The following is a 16,114-nucleotide window of genomic DNA, read 5'->3' on the forward strand; positions in this document are numbered from 1 at the left end:
AGGCTGATGGTGTCGGCGTCGGTTTCGCCGGCGGCCGCCTCGGCACCGGGCGGCCCTCTCCTCGGCTTCGGCACCGTCTCCGGCGTACCACCACTTCGTAGCGCGGAGTCAGCAGCGTGGTTGGAGACGTGGCGGTGGCTGTGCGGCGGTGACTACCCGGTGGCTGTCGCTGTGAGACGGGTCAGGGCTGATCGCAGTTCACGCAGGAAGGGCTCGCTCAGCTCCCCGCCACGGGCCAGGTCCAGGACGCGTTCGGCGACGGCGTGCAGTTTGGTGTTGGTGCGCTGGGAGACGTCCCGCAGCACGCCCAGTCCGTCGCCGGCGCCGATCTGCCCAAGGACTACGAGGGCTCCGATGGCCTGGTCGATCACGGCATGGGACGCCATGGCCTGCCGCAGCTGCTCGTTCTCCGCTCGCAGGCGTACCACCTCGCCCGCCAACTCCGTCCCGGACGCCAGGTGCAAGGGGTCCGGCCCGAGTACCGAGAAGAACGCCATGTCACCTTCAATGAGTCAGAAGCCGGGAGCCTTGCGCAGGCGCCTGGCCGGCCGTGGTGCCGGCATGTCCTTCGCGGTCGGCTTCGCGAGAGCGCCGAGTCCGCTGACAGCGTCCTGGCACTACCCTTCAGACCTGACACGTCATGCGCCCGGCCCTCATTCGAAAACTGTTGTCGTGCGGCAACAGTATCCGTGCCGGGACGGCTCGGACAACGGATACCGGGTGCAGGCTTCGTGAAGTCTGTCTCAGCCGCGCCCCAGCCAGTCCAGGCAGACGACCAGCGCGTCGTCCTGCGCGGCTCCCTGGCCGCGGTGACCGGTCAGCTCGCGCAAGACGGCACGCGGGACCTCGGCGGCGGACAGCAGGCGTGTGGCGGCGCAGAGTGGGGAACGTGCACGGCACACCACCGCGGGGACCGTGTTCGCCACGCGGCTCCGCCCTGGCAACCACCCCCGTCGCACCGCGTCGGCAGTGAGGTCCGGTGAGCGGGCCGCCCTCATCAGGTTGCGGCTCGTACTCACCCACGTCATCACGCCTCACAGGGCCTACGGAAGTGGTCGAGGTTCTGGCCGCCGAGCTGCCTACGGCGCAGCGCACCGAGCGCCTGGCGGCCGACCGCGAGGTGGTGCGACGCGTCATCGGGATCGATCTCAGTGACGAGGAGTTCGACCAGGCTCCGGACGTCCGCGGCAACATCTACAAGATCGCCGCCGAGAAGGCGCGCGCAGCGCGGGGCAATGTCGCGTGATCATTCTCGACACCAGCGCCGTTCATGCTCTGGCGCTCGGTCACAAGGCGTTGAACCTACTCGCCGGCAATATGGCTCACACGCCCACCGATCAGCTTCGCATTCCCGCTCCGTGCCTCATGCAGGCCGAGGCGGACGAGGAACACCTGCACCGCCGTAGTCGTCGATCCGCTCGACACCATGGCAGCCGCCACGGTCGGCACCTTGATTCGTGATGGTTATGGCGGCCCCGACACCTGCCACGCCTTCTACTGCGCCCTGCCACGCGCCGAGTTCACCGGTATGTGCATCCTGCTCACCGAGCACGAAGACCACTACCCGTCCGGCGTGATCACCGTCGACATCAACTCCCCGGCATGCTCGGCTTCCACTGAAGTCGATCCTCACCCACCAAGAGCGGCTCCGACCCCGATAACAACGGCTACATCGGCTGATCACAGCTGCCCGACGCTTTGTGCCTCCTGCCCCGCCTAACCGACCGTTCCCTACACACCGCGGTGCGCCGTCGGCCCCAGGGTGTCGGCACTCGTCAGGCAGGCAGGGCGTAGCCGGTAGGCTCGCCGGTCGACGTACCTATGGTGCTAAAGACGTCGACTGCGGCTGTCACGCCCCGTACGACATCGCCCCTCTCTCGCCCCGCGAGGGTGCTCACAACTGCTGTCGTCAGCACCGCGGTCGTGCCCCAGCGCCGCCAACCTGCGGCCCCGGCCGGCTCAGGCGCTTTGACCAGTGCCACGGTGGTTCGGCGCTCAGGCCGTCACCGGGTGGGCACGAGGGCGATGGGGGCATCTGCGAAGTGGAGCGTCGCGTGGGCGACGTGACCGACATAGCGTCTGCCGGGTTTGCTGCTGCGGCCGACCACCAGAAGCTGCGCTGAAGCGGCCAAGGCCACCAACACCTCCGCCGCCGGCCCTACTTCCACGTGCTCGATCACTTCCACCTCGGGATGGCGCTTGCGCCACGGCTGCAGAACCGCGGCCAGTTCCCGACGATGGGCCTGCTCCAGTTCGTTGTTCTCGGCCGCGTGCTGCGCCAGGCCTGGTTCATAGGTGAACAGGGCGGGCAGCTTCCAGGCCCGTACGGCGCGCAGGGCGACGCCGCGCGTGGCCGCGGCCTGGAAGGCGAAGGCCAGCAGTGTCTGCGCCTGGTCCTCCTCTTCAGGAACGCCTGCCACCACCTCCTGTTCCTGCGGGCGGGCGGCGCTGTCACTACGGATCAGCACGACGGGGCACTCGGCGCGGCTCAAGACGCGCAGCCCGATCGACCCAAGGAAGAAACCGCTCACTGGCCCCGGCCTGCGTGAGCCGAGGACGATCATCTGCGCGTCCCGGCTCCATTCGGTGAGCAGATCCGCCTCCGGTCGGACTGCCAGCTCGGTCACCACGTCGATGTCGTCGTAGTGCTGCCGCACCCACGCCTGCGCGTCGGTGAGCAACCGCATGGCCGCACGATGTTCCAGCCCGGGGTCACCCAGAAGCAGCCGCGGCGTTCCGGCCAGTGCCTCGTAGCCGTGCAGCAGTACCAGCGGAGCCCTGAGGCGGCGTGCCTCGCCGGCCGCCCACCCGGCCGCCAGCAGGCTGGCAGGCGTTCCGTCGACTCCAGCAAGGACGGGCGGTTGCATGGCATCTCCCGGCGCAGTTTCGGTAGGGGCTGAAGGTTGCACGGACGTCTCCAGAGACCGGCGAAGCGGCATCGTCACGGAGACCGGAACCTAGTAGCGCAGCATCGCCGCGACTTTGTCGGCGCACTGGGTGGGCGGGAGGATCTCGGTGAATTCCGCGCCGCCCGAGACAGCCGAGCGCAGCAGTAGTGGAGCCGCCGGAGCGCTGAGGACCGTGGGATCCCCGTCGAACGTGGAGGGGCCGGTGCCCAGCAGCAATGGGGTCCTGGTGCGAGGCGTACGGCTGGGGATCCCCGGTGCGGTCGGCGGCCAGCAGCATCTTCACTCGCCCTTCCGAAAGTTGTAGCTCACTCCGCCTGATAAGCGGGTTGTGTCCCAGCCGGCCCAGGATCGCCTGCACCTTCGACGCGGGCAGGCCGTTTCCGTGTCGAACTGCTCGCGGTTGCATAGTGCAGACAGCAACTCGGCGTGCCATCCGTCGGCCTGAGCCTCATTCTTGTAGCTCTTGGAGAAAGGGCCGGAACTGACACGCCACAGGAGCTGATAGGCCGCCGCACTGTTGGACCGCTTGCCGATGGCCCCAGATCCAAGCGGTCGACGGGCAGTCACATGATCAACGTAAGTGAGCTGGCCGGACTCCATAGAGGCACGTCGAAATGCGAGCCCCTGTTCGGACCCCAGTCGGTGACGGTCCAGCCGTAGGCTCCACTGTCATGGGATCAGCGATGTCTTTCATCCATCACCTTGGTGTGTTCGCCTCCGACTTCGAGGCAAGTGAAAGGTTCTACACCGCGGCGCTCGAGCCGCTCGGGATCTCTGCCGGCTACCGGGCAGATGGTGTCGCCGAGTACTGGCATCCGGATCGGGATACGCCCTCGGTCTCGTTGGAACGCGCGGACCAGCCGGCTACGGCGACCCGGGGGATGCACCTCGCGTTCGACGCGGGGAGTCGAGCAGCGGTGGACACGTTCCACTCGGCTGCGGTGGCGGCCGGGGGCGTCTCGCGGCACACTCCGCGGCTGTGGAGCGAGTACCGCGCCTACTGCGCGTTCGTCAGCGACCCCGATGGGAACAACATCGAGGCCGTTCACAAGGAGATCCAGTAGCAGCTCAGCCCTGGCCAGGCTAGATCACCCGGCATGACCGATTGGCCCACCGCGTCGGAGATCACCGCGGCGAGCAGGGGCACCGGCGGACAGGGCCGTTCGCCGTCGATCCAGCGCCGGACGCAGGTGGCGCCGGGGGCGAAGATTGTCAGCTCTGCGTGACGGTGAGGGTGTTGCCGCCGCTGGGGAGTGCCGAGCGTAGAGCCTCGCAGTGGACGTACTTACGGCGGGCCCGGAAAGAGGATCGCAGCGCGCCAATCCGTGGGCCTGCCGAGGCCGGGGCCTCCAGCTCCGGGTCCGCCGCGTAGGATCGACCGGTTCCCGCCCCGTAAGGAGTACTGCCCGGTGACCGCCGTCGTCCCGCCGCCCTCGTGCACCACCACCGGTCTGCTGGCGGTGGAGCACCTCACGCGCGTCGAGGACGGCGAGCGCTTGCACGCCCTGCTGTGGCGCGCTGGAGCCGGCTGGCGGATGATCGGCAGCTCCGTGCTCGGCGGAGGCATCGGGGAACGGTCCTGGGTCCTCAACGCCCAGGTCGCGCACGGCTACCGACGCGTCGACCCGGACCGGCACCTCGCCGCTCTGGCCCGTGACGCCGGAGCGGACGGGCCGGGCGTGGGACTGATGACGGCAGCGGACGTCCAGGCGTACGGGCATGCTCAAAACGGCGGGGTGGACGCGCTCGCCACCGTGGGGCTCGGGGTGCGGGGGTGGGCCGCTTCCCCTGACCACGGCAGCGCGGCGCCCGCCGCGCCCGGCACGATCAACATCGTGGTCGCACTGCCCGTGGCACTGAGCGACGCGGCCCTCGTCAACGCCGTGGCCACCGCCACCGAGGCCAAGGTGCAGGCCCTGCTCGACGCCGGTCACGACTGCTCGGGCACCCCCACCGATGCCATCTGTATCGCGGCCCGGGCCCCGCATCCCACCGCCGAGGTCCACGGCTTCGCCGGCCCCCGTTCCACCTGGGGCGCCCGCCTGGCACGCGCCGTACACCAGGCCGTGCTCGCCGGCGCCTGCCGTCCCTGACGCACGTCCCCCGCAGCTGCACCCCGCCCGCTGAGCCTCCCGTCGCGCCTCACACCTGCAGGCGCACGGTTCGCGCACTGCTTCGGGGCCGCACCGCCGCAACTCCCGCCGTCAGGGAGCCGGGCTCCTTCCGCGAGCGAGGCCCCCTGCGCAGCCGCCTGCACCCGGGTGCGCAGCCCGCCCGTAAGGGCGCCGGCCAGCCGCATTTTTGACGGGTGTGGCCGCGGCCAGGCATCTGGCCGCTGCCCTCTCTGTACAGGCCACGCGTCGCCCGGTGATGCTCTCGGCCCGCTGCTTCGCTTCGTTGCGGCTGGCTGTTGCGGCGGTGCTCCTTCTGACCGGGGGTGGTGACACGCCGCCTGGGACGCCGCGGCCTGGCCGTGCACATGGGCCGGGTCACCTCCCGTCGGCATTTCTCCAACGGCTGATCAACGCACGACATCCACTGGCCGCCCCGCTCAGGACCCGCGCGAGGCCCTGCCTCTTTCCCGGCCTCCATCCCGACCAGCCCACGACCTCCAACACTCTGCGGAGGCGACTGACCTGCCTGGGCATCACCAGCGCCAGCAGGGCCCGCAGCGGGGGCATGGCTGGCCGCGGTGGCGCCGTTCACTGGAAGACGCTCGTCGATCTCCTCGGCCTCGCCGACGACACGGCCCGCAACTGGCACAAGCTCGACGTGGAAAACCCCGCCAGCTACGTCGGCCTCCGACTCAAAGCCTCTCAAGCACCCTTGGGGCCCGAATTACCTGTCAGGCCGGGTTGTCCGTCGTTTCCGTCCGTTCGGGATGGAAGATTTCCTCGATGGTCAGGCCGAAGACGTCGGCGATGGTGAACGCCAGAGGCAGGCTGGGGTCGTACCGCTCGGTTTCGATGGCGTTGATGGCCTGCCGGGACACTTGACAGCGGTCGGCCAGGTCGGCCTGGCTCCACCGGCGGGCTGCACGCAGTTCGCGTAGTCGGTTCTTCACAGTGCTTCGTCACCGGTTCAGGCGGGTACGCAGGTCGGCGATCGTCATCCAGATGCCGACGCCGCCGAGGAGGATCAACTGTGCGAGCTGATGGAGCTGGATGATGCCTGCGGCATCGAGCAGGGTAGCCACTTGCAGCCCCACGAGGACTGCGGCGAAGGCGATGGCCATGCTCTCCAACTGAATCCTGCGCAGGTATTCATCCGCGCGGCGGAACGCCCGCCACAGCACCCAGGCGATCGCGAGGGTGAAGACGGCGGTGGCCGCAATCCACCAGGTCTTCTGAGCGGTGCTCGGATTGGGGTTGCTGCCCAAAGCCAGGGCTACCAGACCCAACGTGGACACGGGTATGCCGTCGATGAATACAGCGCGGCGGGCCGCGCGCGTCACCTGATCCTGCTTTACCTGCTCTGCCATACGGCGACTGTAAGGTGACCTTTCCATAGAGTCAAGCAACCTTGACTCTATGGAAAGGTCACCTTACATTTTGGCGATGCTGAACGACAGGCAGCTCCTGACCCGCCGGGCGCTGCTCGGCACCGCCGTAGCGTCAGCCATCGCTTCCCTCCCAACGGCCACCGCGGCATCCGCCCAGTCGCGACCCGCCGCTGGCTCTCCGGCCGCCGCCAACCCCACGCCGACTCCGGTGCGGCTCACCCTGCCCGCACCAACCGGTCCACATCCCCTGGGCACGATCGCGGTGCACCTGATCGACCGAGCGCGCGTCGATCCCTGGCAGGATTCCCGACCGGCTCGGGAACTCATGATCCAGCTCTGGTACCCGGCACGCGCCACACATGAGCACCCGCCCGTGCCGTGGATGTCACCCGGCGCCGTCCCCTTCTTCGAACGGGGACAGGGCATCCCGTCCGGCACGCTGCTGCTGCCGACCACGCACGCCCACCTGGCCGCCCCGGTGGACCACGGCCGGTGCGGGAGACCGGTCGTCCTGTACTCACCGGGCCTGCACAGCGACCGCAACCTCGGCACTGTTCTGATCGAGGAACTAGCCAGCCACGGCTACCTCGTCGTGGCCATCGACCACACCTACGACGCCGACCAAGTCGAGTTTCCCGGCGGCCGAGTGGAAACCTTCGCCCTCACCGGCGACATCGACGACACCCTGATCGCCAAGGCCCTCACTGTCCGCACCGCGGACACCCGGTTCGTGCTGGACCAGCTCACCGCGCTCAACGCCGGACACAACACCGATGCCGGACGGCGCCCCCTACCATCCTCCCTCGCCGGCGCGTTCGACCTCTCCCGCGTCGGCATGCTCGGCCACTCCCTCGGCGGCGCCACAGCCGCCGCAGCCATCCGCGCCGACCGGCGCCTGCGAGCCGGCGCCAACCTGGACGGCAGCCTCCTGCCACCCGTCACCACCGGCACCGACCGCCCCTTCCTTCTCTTCGGCAGCGACCCCGGCCCAGGCCCAGAAGATCCCAGCTGGGATCAGTTCTGGACCAGCCAGTACGGCTGGAAACGCGAACTGGCCCTCATCGGCTCCACCCACACCTCATTCACCGACCTGGAAACACTGCTCCCCCAAGCCGCGCCAGCCCTCGGGATGACACCCAGCCAGGTAACGCAAGCAATCGGCACTCTCGGCCCGCACCAGGCCATCCACGCCCAACGCGACTACGTACGAGCCTTCTTCGACCTTCACCTACGCCACCTCGACAACCACCTGCTCCAGCACCCCTCACCCCGCCACCCGCAGATCCGGCTGCTCCGATGAGTCACCCGCCATACCCGCACCGCGGTCACACCGTCAGATTCACGCGAGCGCGAGCCTGGTTTGACGACACCTCAGGCGCCCCCGCACCCGCCACCGAGGCCGGCGGCTCGGCACCCCGGCCGGCAGCCGTGGTGGCCTGCGCTGACCACATCCGTGACCGCGAGCTAGACGCAGCATGATCCGAGCCTGTCGAATTGCCGCACCAGAAACCCCGCCCGCATCGATGCTCGGGCTGCACCGTTAGGCGTGGAGACCGAGCGAGCCGCCCCGGACAGGCCGGAACTTCCGGCTTGCCCAGGGCGGTTCAGTCAGCGGTCGGTCCTAGCAGACTGCGGAGGTTCGCTGATGGAGAACGCTGTCAGCGGCGGAGCCTCTTACGCGCCCAGAGAAACCCGATCGCTCCGCCCACGACGACCAGGTACAGGGTCAGCGGTCCGTCATTCAGGATGAGTCCGGGCATGGCGATGACGGCCACGATCAGGAGCCATCCGCATCCGGCCATCCCGATGTCCGCTGCATCAGGACGACGCCCTTCGTTGTCCACCCGTTCCCCCTTCGCTGGCTGATACCTGATCGGCACATTGTTGTCGCACCTCACGATGCCCCGGCCGCATCTCGTGCTGGTGATCCATCGAACGAGGACGCGGCCTACCGTGCACCACCAGACCGCCCCACCGGACCGGCCGACACCGGGCGGCAATTGACGCCATCAGGCTTCCGGTGAGACCGGCAACTTTCTGGCCGAAAGGCAGCTTCGTCACGCCTCTAGACCGAGAGATCGTGAACCTCATCGGACGCTGGCGGAGATTCAACCCGGCTGTGACCAGCTCGTGCACGGAGGACCCATGCCGCAGGACATCGCGTTCCACCTACCCTTCCCCACCGCAATGAGCCCGGACCTGGAGGGTGCGCGCGAGCGGAATCTGGCATGGGTGCAGCAAATGGGCCTGGTCGGAAAAGGCCGCTCACTGGAGTGGTACACCTCCTGGGACATGCCGCATCTGGCCGCCCTCGGCTTCCCCTACGCCACGGGCGCGGCGCTGGACCTGTGCGCGGACGCGATGTCGTTGTTCTTCGTCTTCGACGACCAGTTCGACGGCGCGCTGGGACAGGATCCGGCCCGGGCCGCGGCCGTGTGTCAGGCAATGATCGACATCGTCCACGGCACTGTGCCCGGCCTCTATGCGGATGCGTGCTCGCGGGCATTCGCCGACGTCTGGGCGCGCAGCGCCGATGGGGCGCATCCCGGGTGGGTGGCGCGGTGTGCGCACGAGTGGGAGTACTACTTCGCCACCCAGGCCCATGAGGCGATAGGCCGGCTGCGCGGCACGCCTTCGGACATGGAGACCTACCTCCAGGTGCGGCGCGGGACCGCGGGCACCGACCTGCCGCTGTCCCTCGGGGAGAGGGCCGCGCTCATCCACGTGCCGGCGGCGGCGTTTCACAGCCCGCAGCTGCGCATCATGCGCCAGGCCGCCATCGACGTCACGCTCATGTGCAACGACGTCTACTCCCTGGAGAAGGAGGAGGCACGCGGTGACATGGACAACCTCGTCCTGGTCCTCGAGCACGGCCGGGGATGCACCCGCCAGGAAGCCATCGCCGAAGCCCGCCGGGAGGTCCGCCGGCGGGTGGAGCGGTACCAGGAACTCGCCCTGCAGGTACCTGGACTGTGTGCACAGCTGGGACTGACCGAGCGGGAGAATGCCAGCGTAGACACCTACGTCGAACTCATGGGCACCTGGATGGGCGGCTACCACGCCTGGCAGACCCACACCCGCCGCTACACCGCGGCACCGCACATCCTGCCCCACACCGGTCCCGGCTACTTCGACCAAGTCCTCGGCGCCTGACACGGCCGCATCGAAGTCGGCTCCCGATGCTGCGCTCGCAGGCGTCCTCGACTCCGGCTGCCGACACACGTGCGCGGCCGCGGCCGTCCCACGGGCGGAACCCCGAACCACCCTTGCCCGCCGGTCAGCTCGGCTGGTCTCCGGTGTAGCGGTAGATGACGCCACCCGCGTTGACGTGCCACACCTTGCCGTCCGCGGCCACCCCGATGTCCACCACCGGCCCGGAATGCCCACCCACGGGTTCGCGTCATGCCCGGTGTAGCGGTAGATCTGACCCGTCTTTGGTCCCTTGTACGGCCTTCAGGAACGGGCCCGGTGGGGCCGGCGGCGGGGCGGGCGCCGATGGGGTCGGGTGAGCGTGATCTGACGGACGAGTTGGTGAAAGCACGTCAGTGCAGTGATCGGTGGCAGGCCGGCCACCGCCACGCCGGGGAGGGTCTTGTCCGCCTGATTGATACACAGGGTGACCGCCAGAGCAGAGAACAGCACAACCACGAACCAGGAGTGCGCCGCCCGGCGCCGGTGCAGAGCCGCGCGCAGGACAGACAGCGAGGCCACCAGCCACGGCCCGAAGACCAGGAGAGGCCAGCACCGGGTGAGGCTCTCCGGCACGCTCGACGTGGCCAGATTGCGCAGCGGGTCATAGGAGACGGCCGCGCCGAATGCGCTGACCATGGCGACGATGAGTGCCGTGAGTGCTGCGAGGCTGATGCTGGCCACCTTCAGCCATGACCATCCTTGTGGAGGGCGAACCCGGCGTAGGCGCGGTCTGCGGTGGTCGTGTGCTCCCGACCGGGGGCGCGGCACAGCAGCATGAATGGTCTGCGGCTGCTCAACGGTGGTGTGCAGTACCTCTGCCAGTTCGTCATCCAGGCCCTGGGCGTGGTCGAAGACGAACGGGTCCAGCGGGTCGCTCGGGCCGCGCTGCGGGAAGATTCCCTGTTGCGGGCTGAAGAGCTCCTGCATGTTCACCAGATTCTCTGGGTGCGCTGCAGGAGGCCCCGGGTCGACGGGGTACAGATGCTCGTAAGACGGTTCAGGGTAGGGATCGTAAGTTACGCGCCGGTCATACATGGCGTTTTTGCTCCCCCCGGACGCCCTGTGCTTGAACTGAGTTGAGCCGCTTAACTGCTTGGCGGTCCACCGGATTTGATGCGGTGCTACCAAAGGATTGCGTCGTCGCTGTGCTGGCGTCTGGCGGGGTGGCGGAAGTCGCCCGGTTTTGAAACTCGGTCTGCAAATGGTCGAGGTTGTGCAAAAATTCTTCCAGGACGTCTGTGAAGTACGTGTCGCCATGCGACGCCCGTGGCTCTGCGAGCCCAGGAGTTGAGGGTTCCGCAGCGCTTTCTTCCCACGGCGCTGGTGGGACCGCGTCCCATGGCGAACGGATCTGACCGGCAGGGTGGGTGTCCGCTCTTCTGCGGAAGTGCCTGGGGGTTGTCACATGCGATCAACGACCGTCGTATCCACGCAGATGCCCGGCAGTTGGGTGAGTTGGGGTAGAGGAGAGTGGATCACGAATGTGCTTCGTTGACTGTGACCGTTAAAATTCCCCTCGGCATATACATCTGGCGAATTTCCGATAGTCCGATTTGCTGATTCCCGCCGACCGGTCCTGGTTCCGAAGGACAGGTGATGACCGGAAAGATCGGTTGCTTCCCTATCAGGCGTGGGGTGCAGACGCCAGCCAGGCAGCGGAAGCGTCTAACGCGCCATGTACGGTCGGTAGAGCCGGCCCTGAGTTCACTGGGTGACAGGTAGGGACATGCAGGCTCGAATCCTTTTGCCTTCTGGGGTGGCAGTGGAGGGAAGTGTCCGCAGAGGCTTTGACGATTTCCAGACCATGCCCGCCCCATGCGGGCCGGGTCCAGTTCGGCCGGGATCACCGGATGTGATGGCAGCGCCGCCCCGTCCGCGCGGACCGCACGGCCCTCTTCGGCAAGGCCCCCGCGCGCGGCATCTGGCCCACCCTGCCCCTGCCCGTCCTGATCCTGGGCGTACCCGCCGTCGCCGCTCTCGGCTGGGCACTGCCCGTCCTGGGCATCACCCTCCTCGCGTTCCTGGTCCTGGATGTCCTGACCGGACTCGTCCGCAAGGCCCTTGCCACGGCGTGACACCGCCCGGCCGGAACCCGGCTGGAGCATGAGACGAGCGAAGGCCCGGGCCGCGGAGGACATCTCCCGGCCCGGGCCTTCGGCACGCTGGGACGCCGCCCCTCCCTCGGCACGGGCAGACAGAAAGCGCCCCTGTCGCAGGAAGAGGTCAACGGACGAATCAAAGGATCGCGGCGCAACCGGCCGAACAATCCAAGCCGCGCTCTGCTGGGCGCCCTCGCCCAGGGCACTGGTGCGCTCCACCGGTCCAGATTCTGCGCTGACGGCATCACAGCGTGAGTGACGGCAGCACCGCGGTCGACTGTGACTCAAGATCTTCGATGAGTGGGACATTCTTCCGGCAAGGTGTCGACGCTTGCGATGCTGCCATGGCGTCGTTGGCGTCGGCTGTATTCGGTGATGGCCTGCCACAGGTCACGCCGGTCGGCGTCGGGCCAGTAGCCCGGGGTGAAGTACAGCTCAGCGTAGGTGGTGTGCCAGGGGAGGAAGTTGGAGGTGCGCTGCTCGTTGCCAGTGCGCCACAGCAGGTCGACGTCCGGCATATCGGGGTGGGGCAGGTGGCGGGCGAAGTCGTCTTCACCGATGAGGTGGGGGTCGATGTCGCCTGCGCGGGCTGCCTGGGCGAGGGCTGCGGCTGTCCGTCTGATCTCGTCGCGGCCGCCGTAGTTGATGCAGACGGTGAGGGTCAGGCCGGTGCGGTTGCGGGTGCGGTGCTCCTCGCGCAGGAGGGCCTGGACGAGTTCGGCAGGCAGGTTTTCGGGGTGGCCCAACCAGCGTTGACGTACGTCGAGGTCGCGGATGGGTCCCTCGTCGAGGTCGCGTCGGATCGCTTCCAGGATCGTAGTGATCTCCTCGGTGTCGCGTTTCCAGTTCTCGGTGGAGAACGCGTAAAGGGTCAGGTGCCGCAGGCCGATCTCCAGGGCGCCGTAGACCATCTCGTGGGCGGCGGCGGTGCCGGCGCGGTGGCCTTCCGGGCGGGGCAGGCCGCGCTGCTCGGCCCAGCGGCCGTTGCCGTCCATGATGACCGCCACGTGGGTGGGCATCCGGTCGGCCGCGATCTGCGGGGGCCGGGCATCGTCGGGGTGCGGTGGCGGGGGCCGAAGGATGGTGCTTTCGGCTTCGAGGCTCGGACCGCTCATGGTCACCGCCGGCTGTCGGTGTCCGGGCACGGTCAGGGGCGTCAGGCTCCAGGCCAGTTTCGCGCGAATCCGGGCGGGGGCGAGGATGCGGGTGCGGGTCGCAAGAGACGGGCGCGGGGCGCGCTTGAGCAGGGCGTGGCCGGCCGCGTCGACGGCATCGAGCTGGGCGCGCATCAGGCAGGCGGCCGTGTTGAGCAGGGTGGCAGCGCCTAGGTGCATGCCTGTGGTCATTGCGGGCCTGGTCACCCATTGACGGGCCAGAGCCGTCAGCTCCCGGACCAACGCCGCTGTGGCCTGGCTCCAGCTTCCTTGCTGCAGGTCGCCCTCGGCGCCGGGGAAGGCGTCCAGGGCCTCCTGCGGCAGAAGCAGGTCGCCTTGGGCCAGGTCGGCGCTCAGGTCGGTGAGGATGTCGGTGAGCTGGGCGCCGTCGATGAACCGCTGGTAGTCCTGCTGCCCGCCCAGCCGGAGGGTCATCGGGGCTCCGGCCTGTTCGAACAGGTGCCGTACCTGGTCGACCCAGGGCATAAGTCCCTCGCTGCACCAGGACCGCCACGCGGCCCAGTCGGCGAAGTGCCGGCTGCGGGTGTCATCGCGTGTGCTGTCCATGGCGCCTCGCAGGCTGGACAGGTCCAGGCGCCATCGCAGGGCGGTGTCCACCAGGGCGTACCGGACCGGATCCCTGCTCGTGCCGGCCGCCAGGTCGAATTGCAGGGCTTGGGTCCACACTTCGACGCGGGCCGCACGTTCGGCCCGCTGCGCATCCCGCTGGTCGGCCAAGTCGTCCAGGACAGTCGCTGCCGCCCACAAGGCCCACCCGGCCGGGCGCAGCACGGCGGGCATCAGCTGGATGAGGGCGTAGACCCCGGGGTCGTTCACTCGTGTGATGCGCCGGCACAGCCTGTACGCCGCTTGCAGAGACGAGTCTTCGCCGGTGGGCGGGCGGTGGGTGGGTCGCCCTTGTGTCGGCAGAGCGGCGTCGAGGTCTGCCGTAGTGGAGTGTGTGGTGGTTCGCATGTCGGGAGCCGGGACCTCAGTGTGCTTTCGTGTCGGACGCCGTGGCCGATGGCCTGGCAGTGTGGCGCAGTGCGGGAATGTCGGCCTTGCTGCTTGCCGGCCCAGGCGGCCAAGGAGAGACGGCCGACAAGCAGTTGCGGGTGCTGCGCTGGAAGCCCAGCAGAGCAACAAGGGCGGCCAGCCCGAACCAGGTGAGCTGGATGGCCAGATGCCCGGGGACCGGCCTGGTGGAGAAGCCGGCCGCCGTACTGGCCTGCATGGCCCCATACGAGGGCAGGTAGCGCATGACGGGGTTGTCGGCTCCGGAACTCGTAATGGGGTTCTGCAGGGCGAGGTCGATGATGCTGGTCATCACGATGGCGAACATCCCCTCGACTTCCCGGCGCAGCAGGGATCCGAAGCCGACACCGAGCGCGCCGTAGGTCAGTCCGGCGCAGAACAGGGAGGCGGCGAGCAGGAGAGGCTGGCGGGGGGTCCATGCCAGGCAGGTGATGGCGGTGGCGTAGGCGGCGACCGCGGCCGAGACCAGAGCCAGGGCGGTGACCTTGGCCAGGACCAGATGAGCGCGCGGGTAGCCGGCCATGGCCAGTCGGCGGTCGAAGCCGCTGCCGGAGAATGTAGCGGCGAACATCATGAAACCGGTGATAAGGGTGACGGCGTTGAGCGCGCCGCTGATCGCGGTCAGCTCATTGCCGTGCGGGGTCAGCGCTTCCCCGGTGGCACGCAGCCGCATCCGGGCCGGGGTGTCGGGCATCGCCAGGTACGCCAGGATCGTCCACACCGGGACGAAAAGGATCACCAGGACCATCGCGAAGCGATTGCGACCGTGTTCGAGGAGCGTGAACCGGGTGGCGACAGCGAAGCGGGTCAAGTGAAACCTCACGCGGCCGCCCCCGCCTTGTCCGCGCGCAGCGTTCCGCTGTCCAGACGCCACAGCTCGTCCAGGCGCTCGGTGTCGTACGCCAGGTGAGAGACGACCAGGACAGAGCGTCCCGCATCCCGCAGTCGCGCGGCAAGATCCCAGAACCGCTGGTAGGTGTCCCAGTCGAAACCCTGATACGGCTCGTCCAGCAACAGGACCTGCGGATCGTGTATGAGCGCCAGCGTCACGTTCAACTTCTGCCGGGTGCCGCCGCTGAGAACCCCGGCCTGCTCATCGGCGTACCCGGTGAAGCCCAGCACGTCCATGATCTCTTCGGCGTACCGCACATCCGTGAGCCGGTAGGCCCTCTGGAAGAACGTCAGGTGCTGCCGGACGGTCAGCGCGTCGTTGAGGACCACATGCTGCGGGCAGTAGCCGAACCGGCCGCTATGACGGACCGATCCAGCCGTGGGCGCCAGTTCGCCGGACAAGATTTTCAGCAGCGTGGACTTGCCGGCGCCGTTCTCCCCGACAATCCCGCACAGGGTTCCGGCCCGAAGCCGCAAGTCAACGCCCCGCAGGACCACACGCCGACGGTAGGCATGATGCACATCCCTGATCTCCATGCCGTTCCCTCCCCCTCACCATCTGGACGGACCACGACCGGGTGGCCGAACGCTCGCGATGCGTCGCAGACACGCCGCCCATGCCGCTGGGCCTCGGGGCTGGAGGCGTACAAGCACTTCGAACAGCCAAGCCCGGCTCGCTTGTGGGCGAACCCGTCCGCGCCGCTTGCTTAACCGGCGACCGGAGCACGGGTTACTCACCGTGCTCGTCAAGATTCCGCGAACCCGCGCGCTTCAGCGCAGGCGCGGTCCAAGCTGCTGCGCCAGGAATCGGGGGCGGCCGGCGTAGCGCGGGGCCTTGGGGAGATGGGGGCGCCATCGCCGCCCCGGGGCCCGGCGAGGCGCTCAGGCGGTGGCTGGATCAGGCCCTCGCTCAGATCGGCGCCGGCGCCAGCCGCACTCGGGCAACCACCGTTTCTGCAGACAGTTCTCGCGTGTTGCCGCTCGGCTGACGACGCTAGCAGGGCGACGGGTTCGCGGCTGATAGCTATCGTCGAGGCGCCCGCTGGACGACTTGGCTGGGGTTCCACCGCCTCCGGCTGGTGTCAGCGTTGGAAAGGCCGACGGCGCGTCTCCGTCGAGCACCATCGTGTCCAGAACCGTCCCCGGCTTGTACCGGGGCCTGACTCAAGCGACAACGACGAGAGCAAAGCGCGCCAGCTCCTGGCCCGGACAGTTACGGAAGGAAGGCGCGGAGAGGTCGCTCCGCTTGCGGCCACCGCAGGCGCCTGTCGTCAACGCTGCCCGAGGGATTCCGCCGTTCACCATCCCCGACGTCCGGGTCGCCCTCTCGTC

Annotated in this window: 16 protein-coding genes and 2 pseudogenes; 8 read left to right on the plus strand and 10 right to left on the minus strand. The window is 68.4% G+C overall.

From position 1 onward, the window contains the following. Positions 1–152 precede the first annotated feature (152 nt). Positions 153–497, minus strand: coding sequence for an ANTAR domain-containing protein (locus tag ACFYQQ_RS28575; protein WP_355780602.1), 345 nt, complete (start codon positions 495–497; stop codon positions 153–155). Positions 498–743: 246 nt separating this feature from the next. Continuing rightward, a pseudogene (locus ACFYQQ_RS28580) lies at positions 744–872 on the minus strand (phosphatase); the annotation flags it as partial. Between the two features lie 179 nt (positions 873–1,051). On the opposite strand from ACFYQQ_RS28580, the gene ACFYQQ_RS28585 reads away from it, so the two are divergent. Then, positions 1,052–1,246: a hypothetical protein gene (locus ACFYQQ_RS28585; protein ID WP_355780599.1), complete on the plus strand. Its 195-nt coding sequence runs from the start codon at positions 1,052–1,054 to the stop codon at positions 1,244–1,246. Between the two features lie 180 nt (positions 1,247–1,426). Further along, positions 1,427–1,720: a hypothetical protein gene (locus ACFYQQ_RS28590; protein ID WP_355780597.1), complete on the plus strand. Its 294-nt coding sequence runs from the start codon at positions 1,427–1,429 to the stop codon at positions 1,718–1,720. Positions 1,721–2,003: 283 nt separating this feature from the next. Here the strand turns inward: ACFYQQ_RS28590 and ACFYQQ_RS28595 are convergent, their stop codons facing one another. Continuing rightward, entirely contained in the window at positions 2,004–2,867 is an 864-nt protein-coding gene (locus tag ACFYQQ_RS28595) for a universal stress protein (RefSeq protein WP_388905539.1), read from the minus strand. A gap of 713 nt (positions 2,868–3,580) precedes the next feature. Between ACFYQQ_RS28595 and ACFYQQ_RS28600 the strand changes: the two genes are divergently transcribed. The 3 genes from ACFYQQ_RS28600 to ACFYQQ_RS28610 all read left to right on the plus strand — a co-directional run bounded on the left by ACFYQQ_RS28600 (position 3,581) and on the right by ACFYQQ_RS28610 (position 5,002). Beyond that, the gene (locus tag ACFYQQ_RS28600) at positions 3,581–3,973 is read left to right on the plus strand and encodes a VOC family protein (RefSeq protein ID WP_355780591.1); all 393 of its coding nucleotides are present in this window, start codon (positions 3,581–3,583) and stop codon (positions 3,971–3,973) included. 33 nt (positions 3,974–4,006) lie between these two features. Beyond that, complete coding sequence (locus ACFYQQ_RS28605) at positions 4,007–4,135, plus strand: hypothetical protein (protein WP_355780588.1); 129 nt, start codon at positions 4,007–4,009, stop codon at positions 4,133–4,135. Between the two features lie 183 nt (positions 4,136–4,318). After that, positions 4,319–5,002: an adenosylcobinamide amidohydrolase gene (locus tag ACFYQQ_RS28610; protein WP_388905543.1), complete on the plus strand. Its 684-nt coding sequence runs from the start codon at positions 4,319–4,321 to the stop codon at positions 5,000–5,002. Positions 5,003–5,754: 752 nt separating this feature from the next. Here the strand turns inward: ACFYQQ_RS28610 and ACFYQQ_RS28615 are convergent. Together ACFYQQ_RS28615 and ACFYQQ_RS28620 are read right to left on the minus strand one after the other, a co-directional pair. Then, the gene (locus ACFYQQ_RS28615; protein WP_355795461.1) at positions 5,755–5,973 is read right to left on the minus strand and encodes a helix-turn-helix transcriptional regulator; all 219 of its coding nucleotides are present in this window, start codon (positions 5,971–5,973) and stop codon (positions 5,755–5,757) included. A gap of 9 nt (positions 5,974–5,982) precedes the next feature. Continuing rightward, on the minus strand, positions 5,983–6,390 hold the full coding sequence (locus tag ACFYQQ_RS28620) for a hypothetical protein (RefSeq protein WP_356240142.1): 408 nt from the start codon (positions 6,388–6,390) through the stop codon (positions 5,983–5,985). Between the two features lie 346 nt (positions 6,391–6,736). On the opposite strand from ACFYQQ_RS28620, the gene ACFYQQ_RS28625 reads away from it, so the two are divergent. Continuing rightward, the gene (locus tag ACFYQQ_RS28625) at positions 6,737–7,711 is read left to right on the plus strand and encodes a lipase (RefSeq protein WP_356240145.1); all 975 of its coding nucleotides are present in this window, start codon (positions 6,737–6,739) and stop codon (positions 7,709–7,711) included. A 358-nt stretch (positions 7,712–8,069) separates the two neighbouring features. On the opposite strand, the gene ACFYQQ_RS28630 is transcribed toward ACFYQQ_RS28625, so the two are convergent. Further along, positions 8,070–8,255: a hypothetical protein gene (locus ACFYQQ_RS28630; protein WP_355791461.1), complete on the minus strand. Its 186-nt coding sequence runs from the start codon at positions 8,253–8,255 to the stop codon at positions 8,070–8,072. 301 nt (positions 8,256–8,556) lie between these two features. Between ACFYQQ_RS28630 and ACFYQQ_RS28635 the strand changes: the two genes are divergently transcribed. Then, a complete protein-coding gene (locus ACFYQQ_RS28635) occupies positions 8,557–9,564 on the plus strand; it encodes a terpene cyclase (protein WP_355791459.1) in 1,008 nt (335 codons plus the stop codon). 300 nt (positions 9,565–9,864) lie between these two features. On the opposite strand, the gene ACFYQQ_RS28640 is transcribed toward ACFYQQ_RS28635, so the two are convergent. After that, positions 9,865–10,530: a DUF2637 domain-containing protein gene (locus tag ACFYQQ_RS28640; protein ID WP_355791456.1), complete on the minus strand. Its 666-nt coding sequence runs from the start codon at positions 10,528–10,530 to the stop codon at positions 9,865–9,867. A gap of 929 nt (positions 10,531–11,459) precedes the next feature. Between ACFYQQ_RS28640 and ACFYQQ_RS28645 the strand changes: the two are divergent. Beyond that, positions 11,460–11,678 (plus strand): annotated as a pseudogene (locus ACFYQQ_RS28645) (PepSY domain-containing protein); the annotation flags it as partial. A gap of 308 nt (positions 11,679–11,986) precedes the next feature. On the opposite strand, the gene uppS reads toward ACFYQQ_RS28645, so the two are convergent. The 3 genes from uppS to ACFYQQ_RS28660 form a co-directional block, all read right to left on the minus strand. Next, entirely contained in the window at positions 11,987–13,657 is a 1,671-nt protein-coding gene (uppS, locus tag ACFYQQ_RS28650) for a polyprenyl diphosphate synthase (RefSeq protein ID WP_388905549.1), read from the minus strand. A gap of 190 nt (positions 13,658–13,847) precedes the next feature. Next, positions 13,848–14,714 carry an ABC transporter permease gene (locus tag ACFYQQ_RS28655; protein WP_355779182.1) on the minus strand — a complete coding sequence of 289 codons (867 nt, stop codon included), beginning with the start codon at positions 14,712–14,714 and terminating at the stop codon, positions 13,848–13,850. Next, the gene (locus ACFYQQ_RS28660) at positions 14,711–15,319 is read right to left on the minus strand and encodes an ABC transporter ATP-binding protein (protein WP_355779179.1); all 609 of its coding nucleotides are present in this window, start codon (positions 15,317–15,319) and stop codon (positions 14,711–14,713) included. Before ACFYQQ_RS28660 ends, ACFYQQ_RS28655 begins: the two co-directional genes overlap by 4 nt. Positions 15,320–16,114: the final 795 nt, after the last annotated feature.

It is taken from the genome of Streptomyces sp. NPDC005496 (assembly GCF_042872045.1).
Classification (GTDB): domain Bacteria; phylum Actinomycetota; class Actinomycetes; order Streptomycetales; family Streptomycetaceae; genus Streptomyces.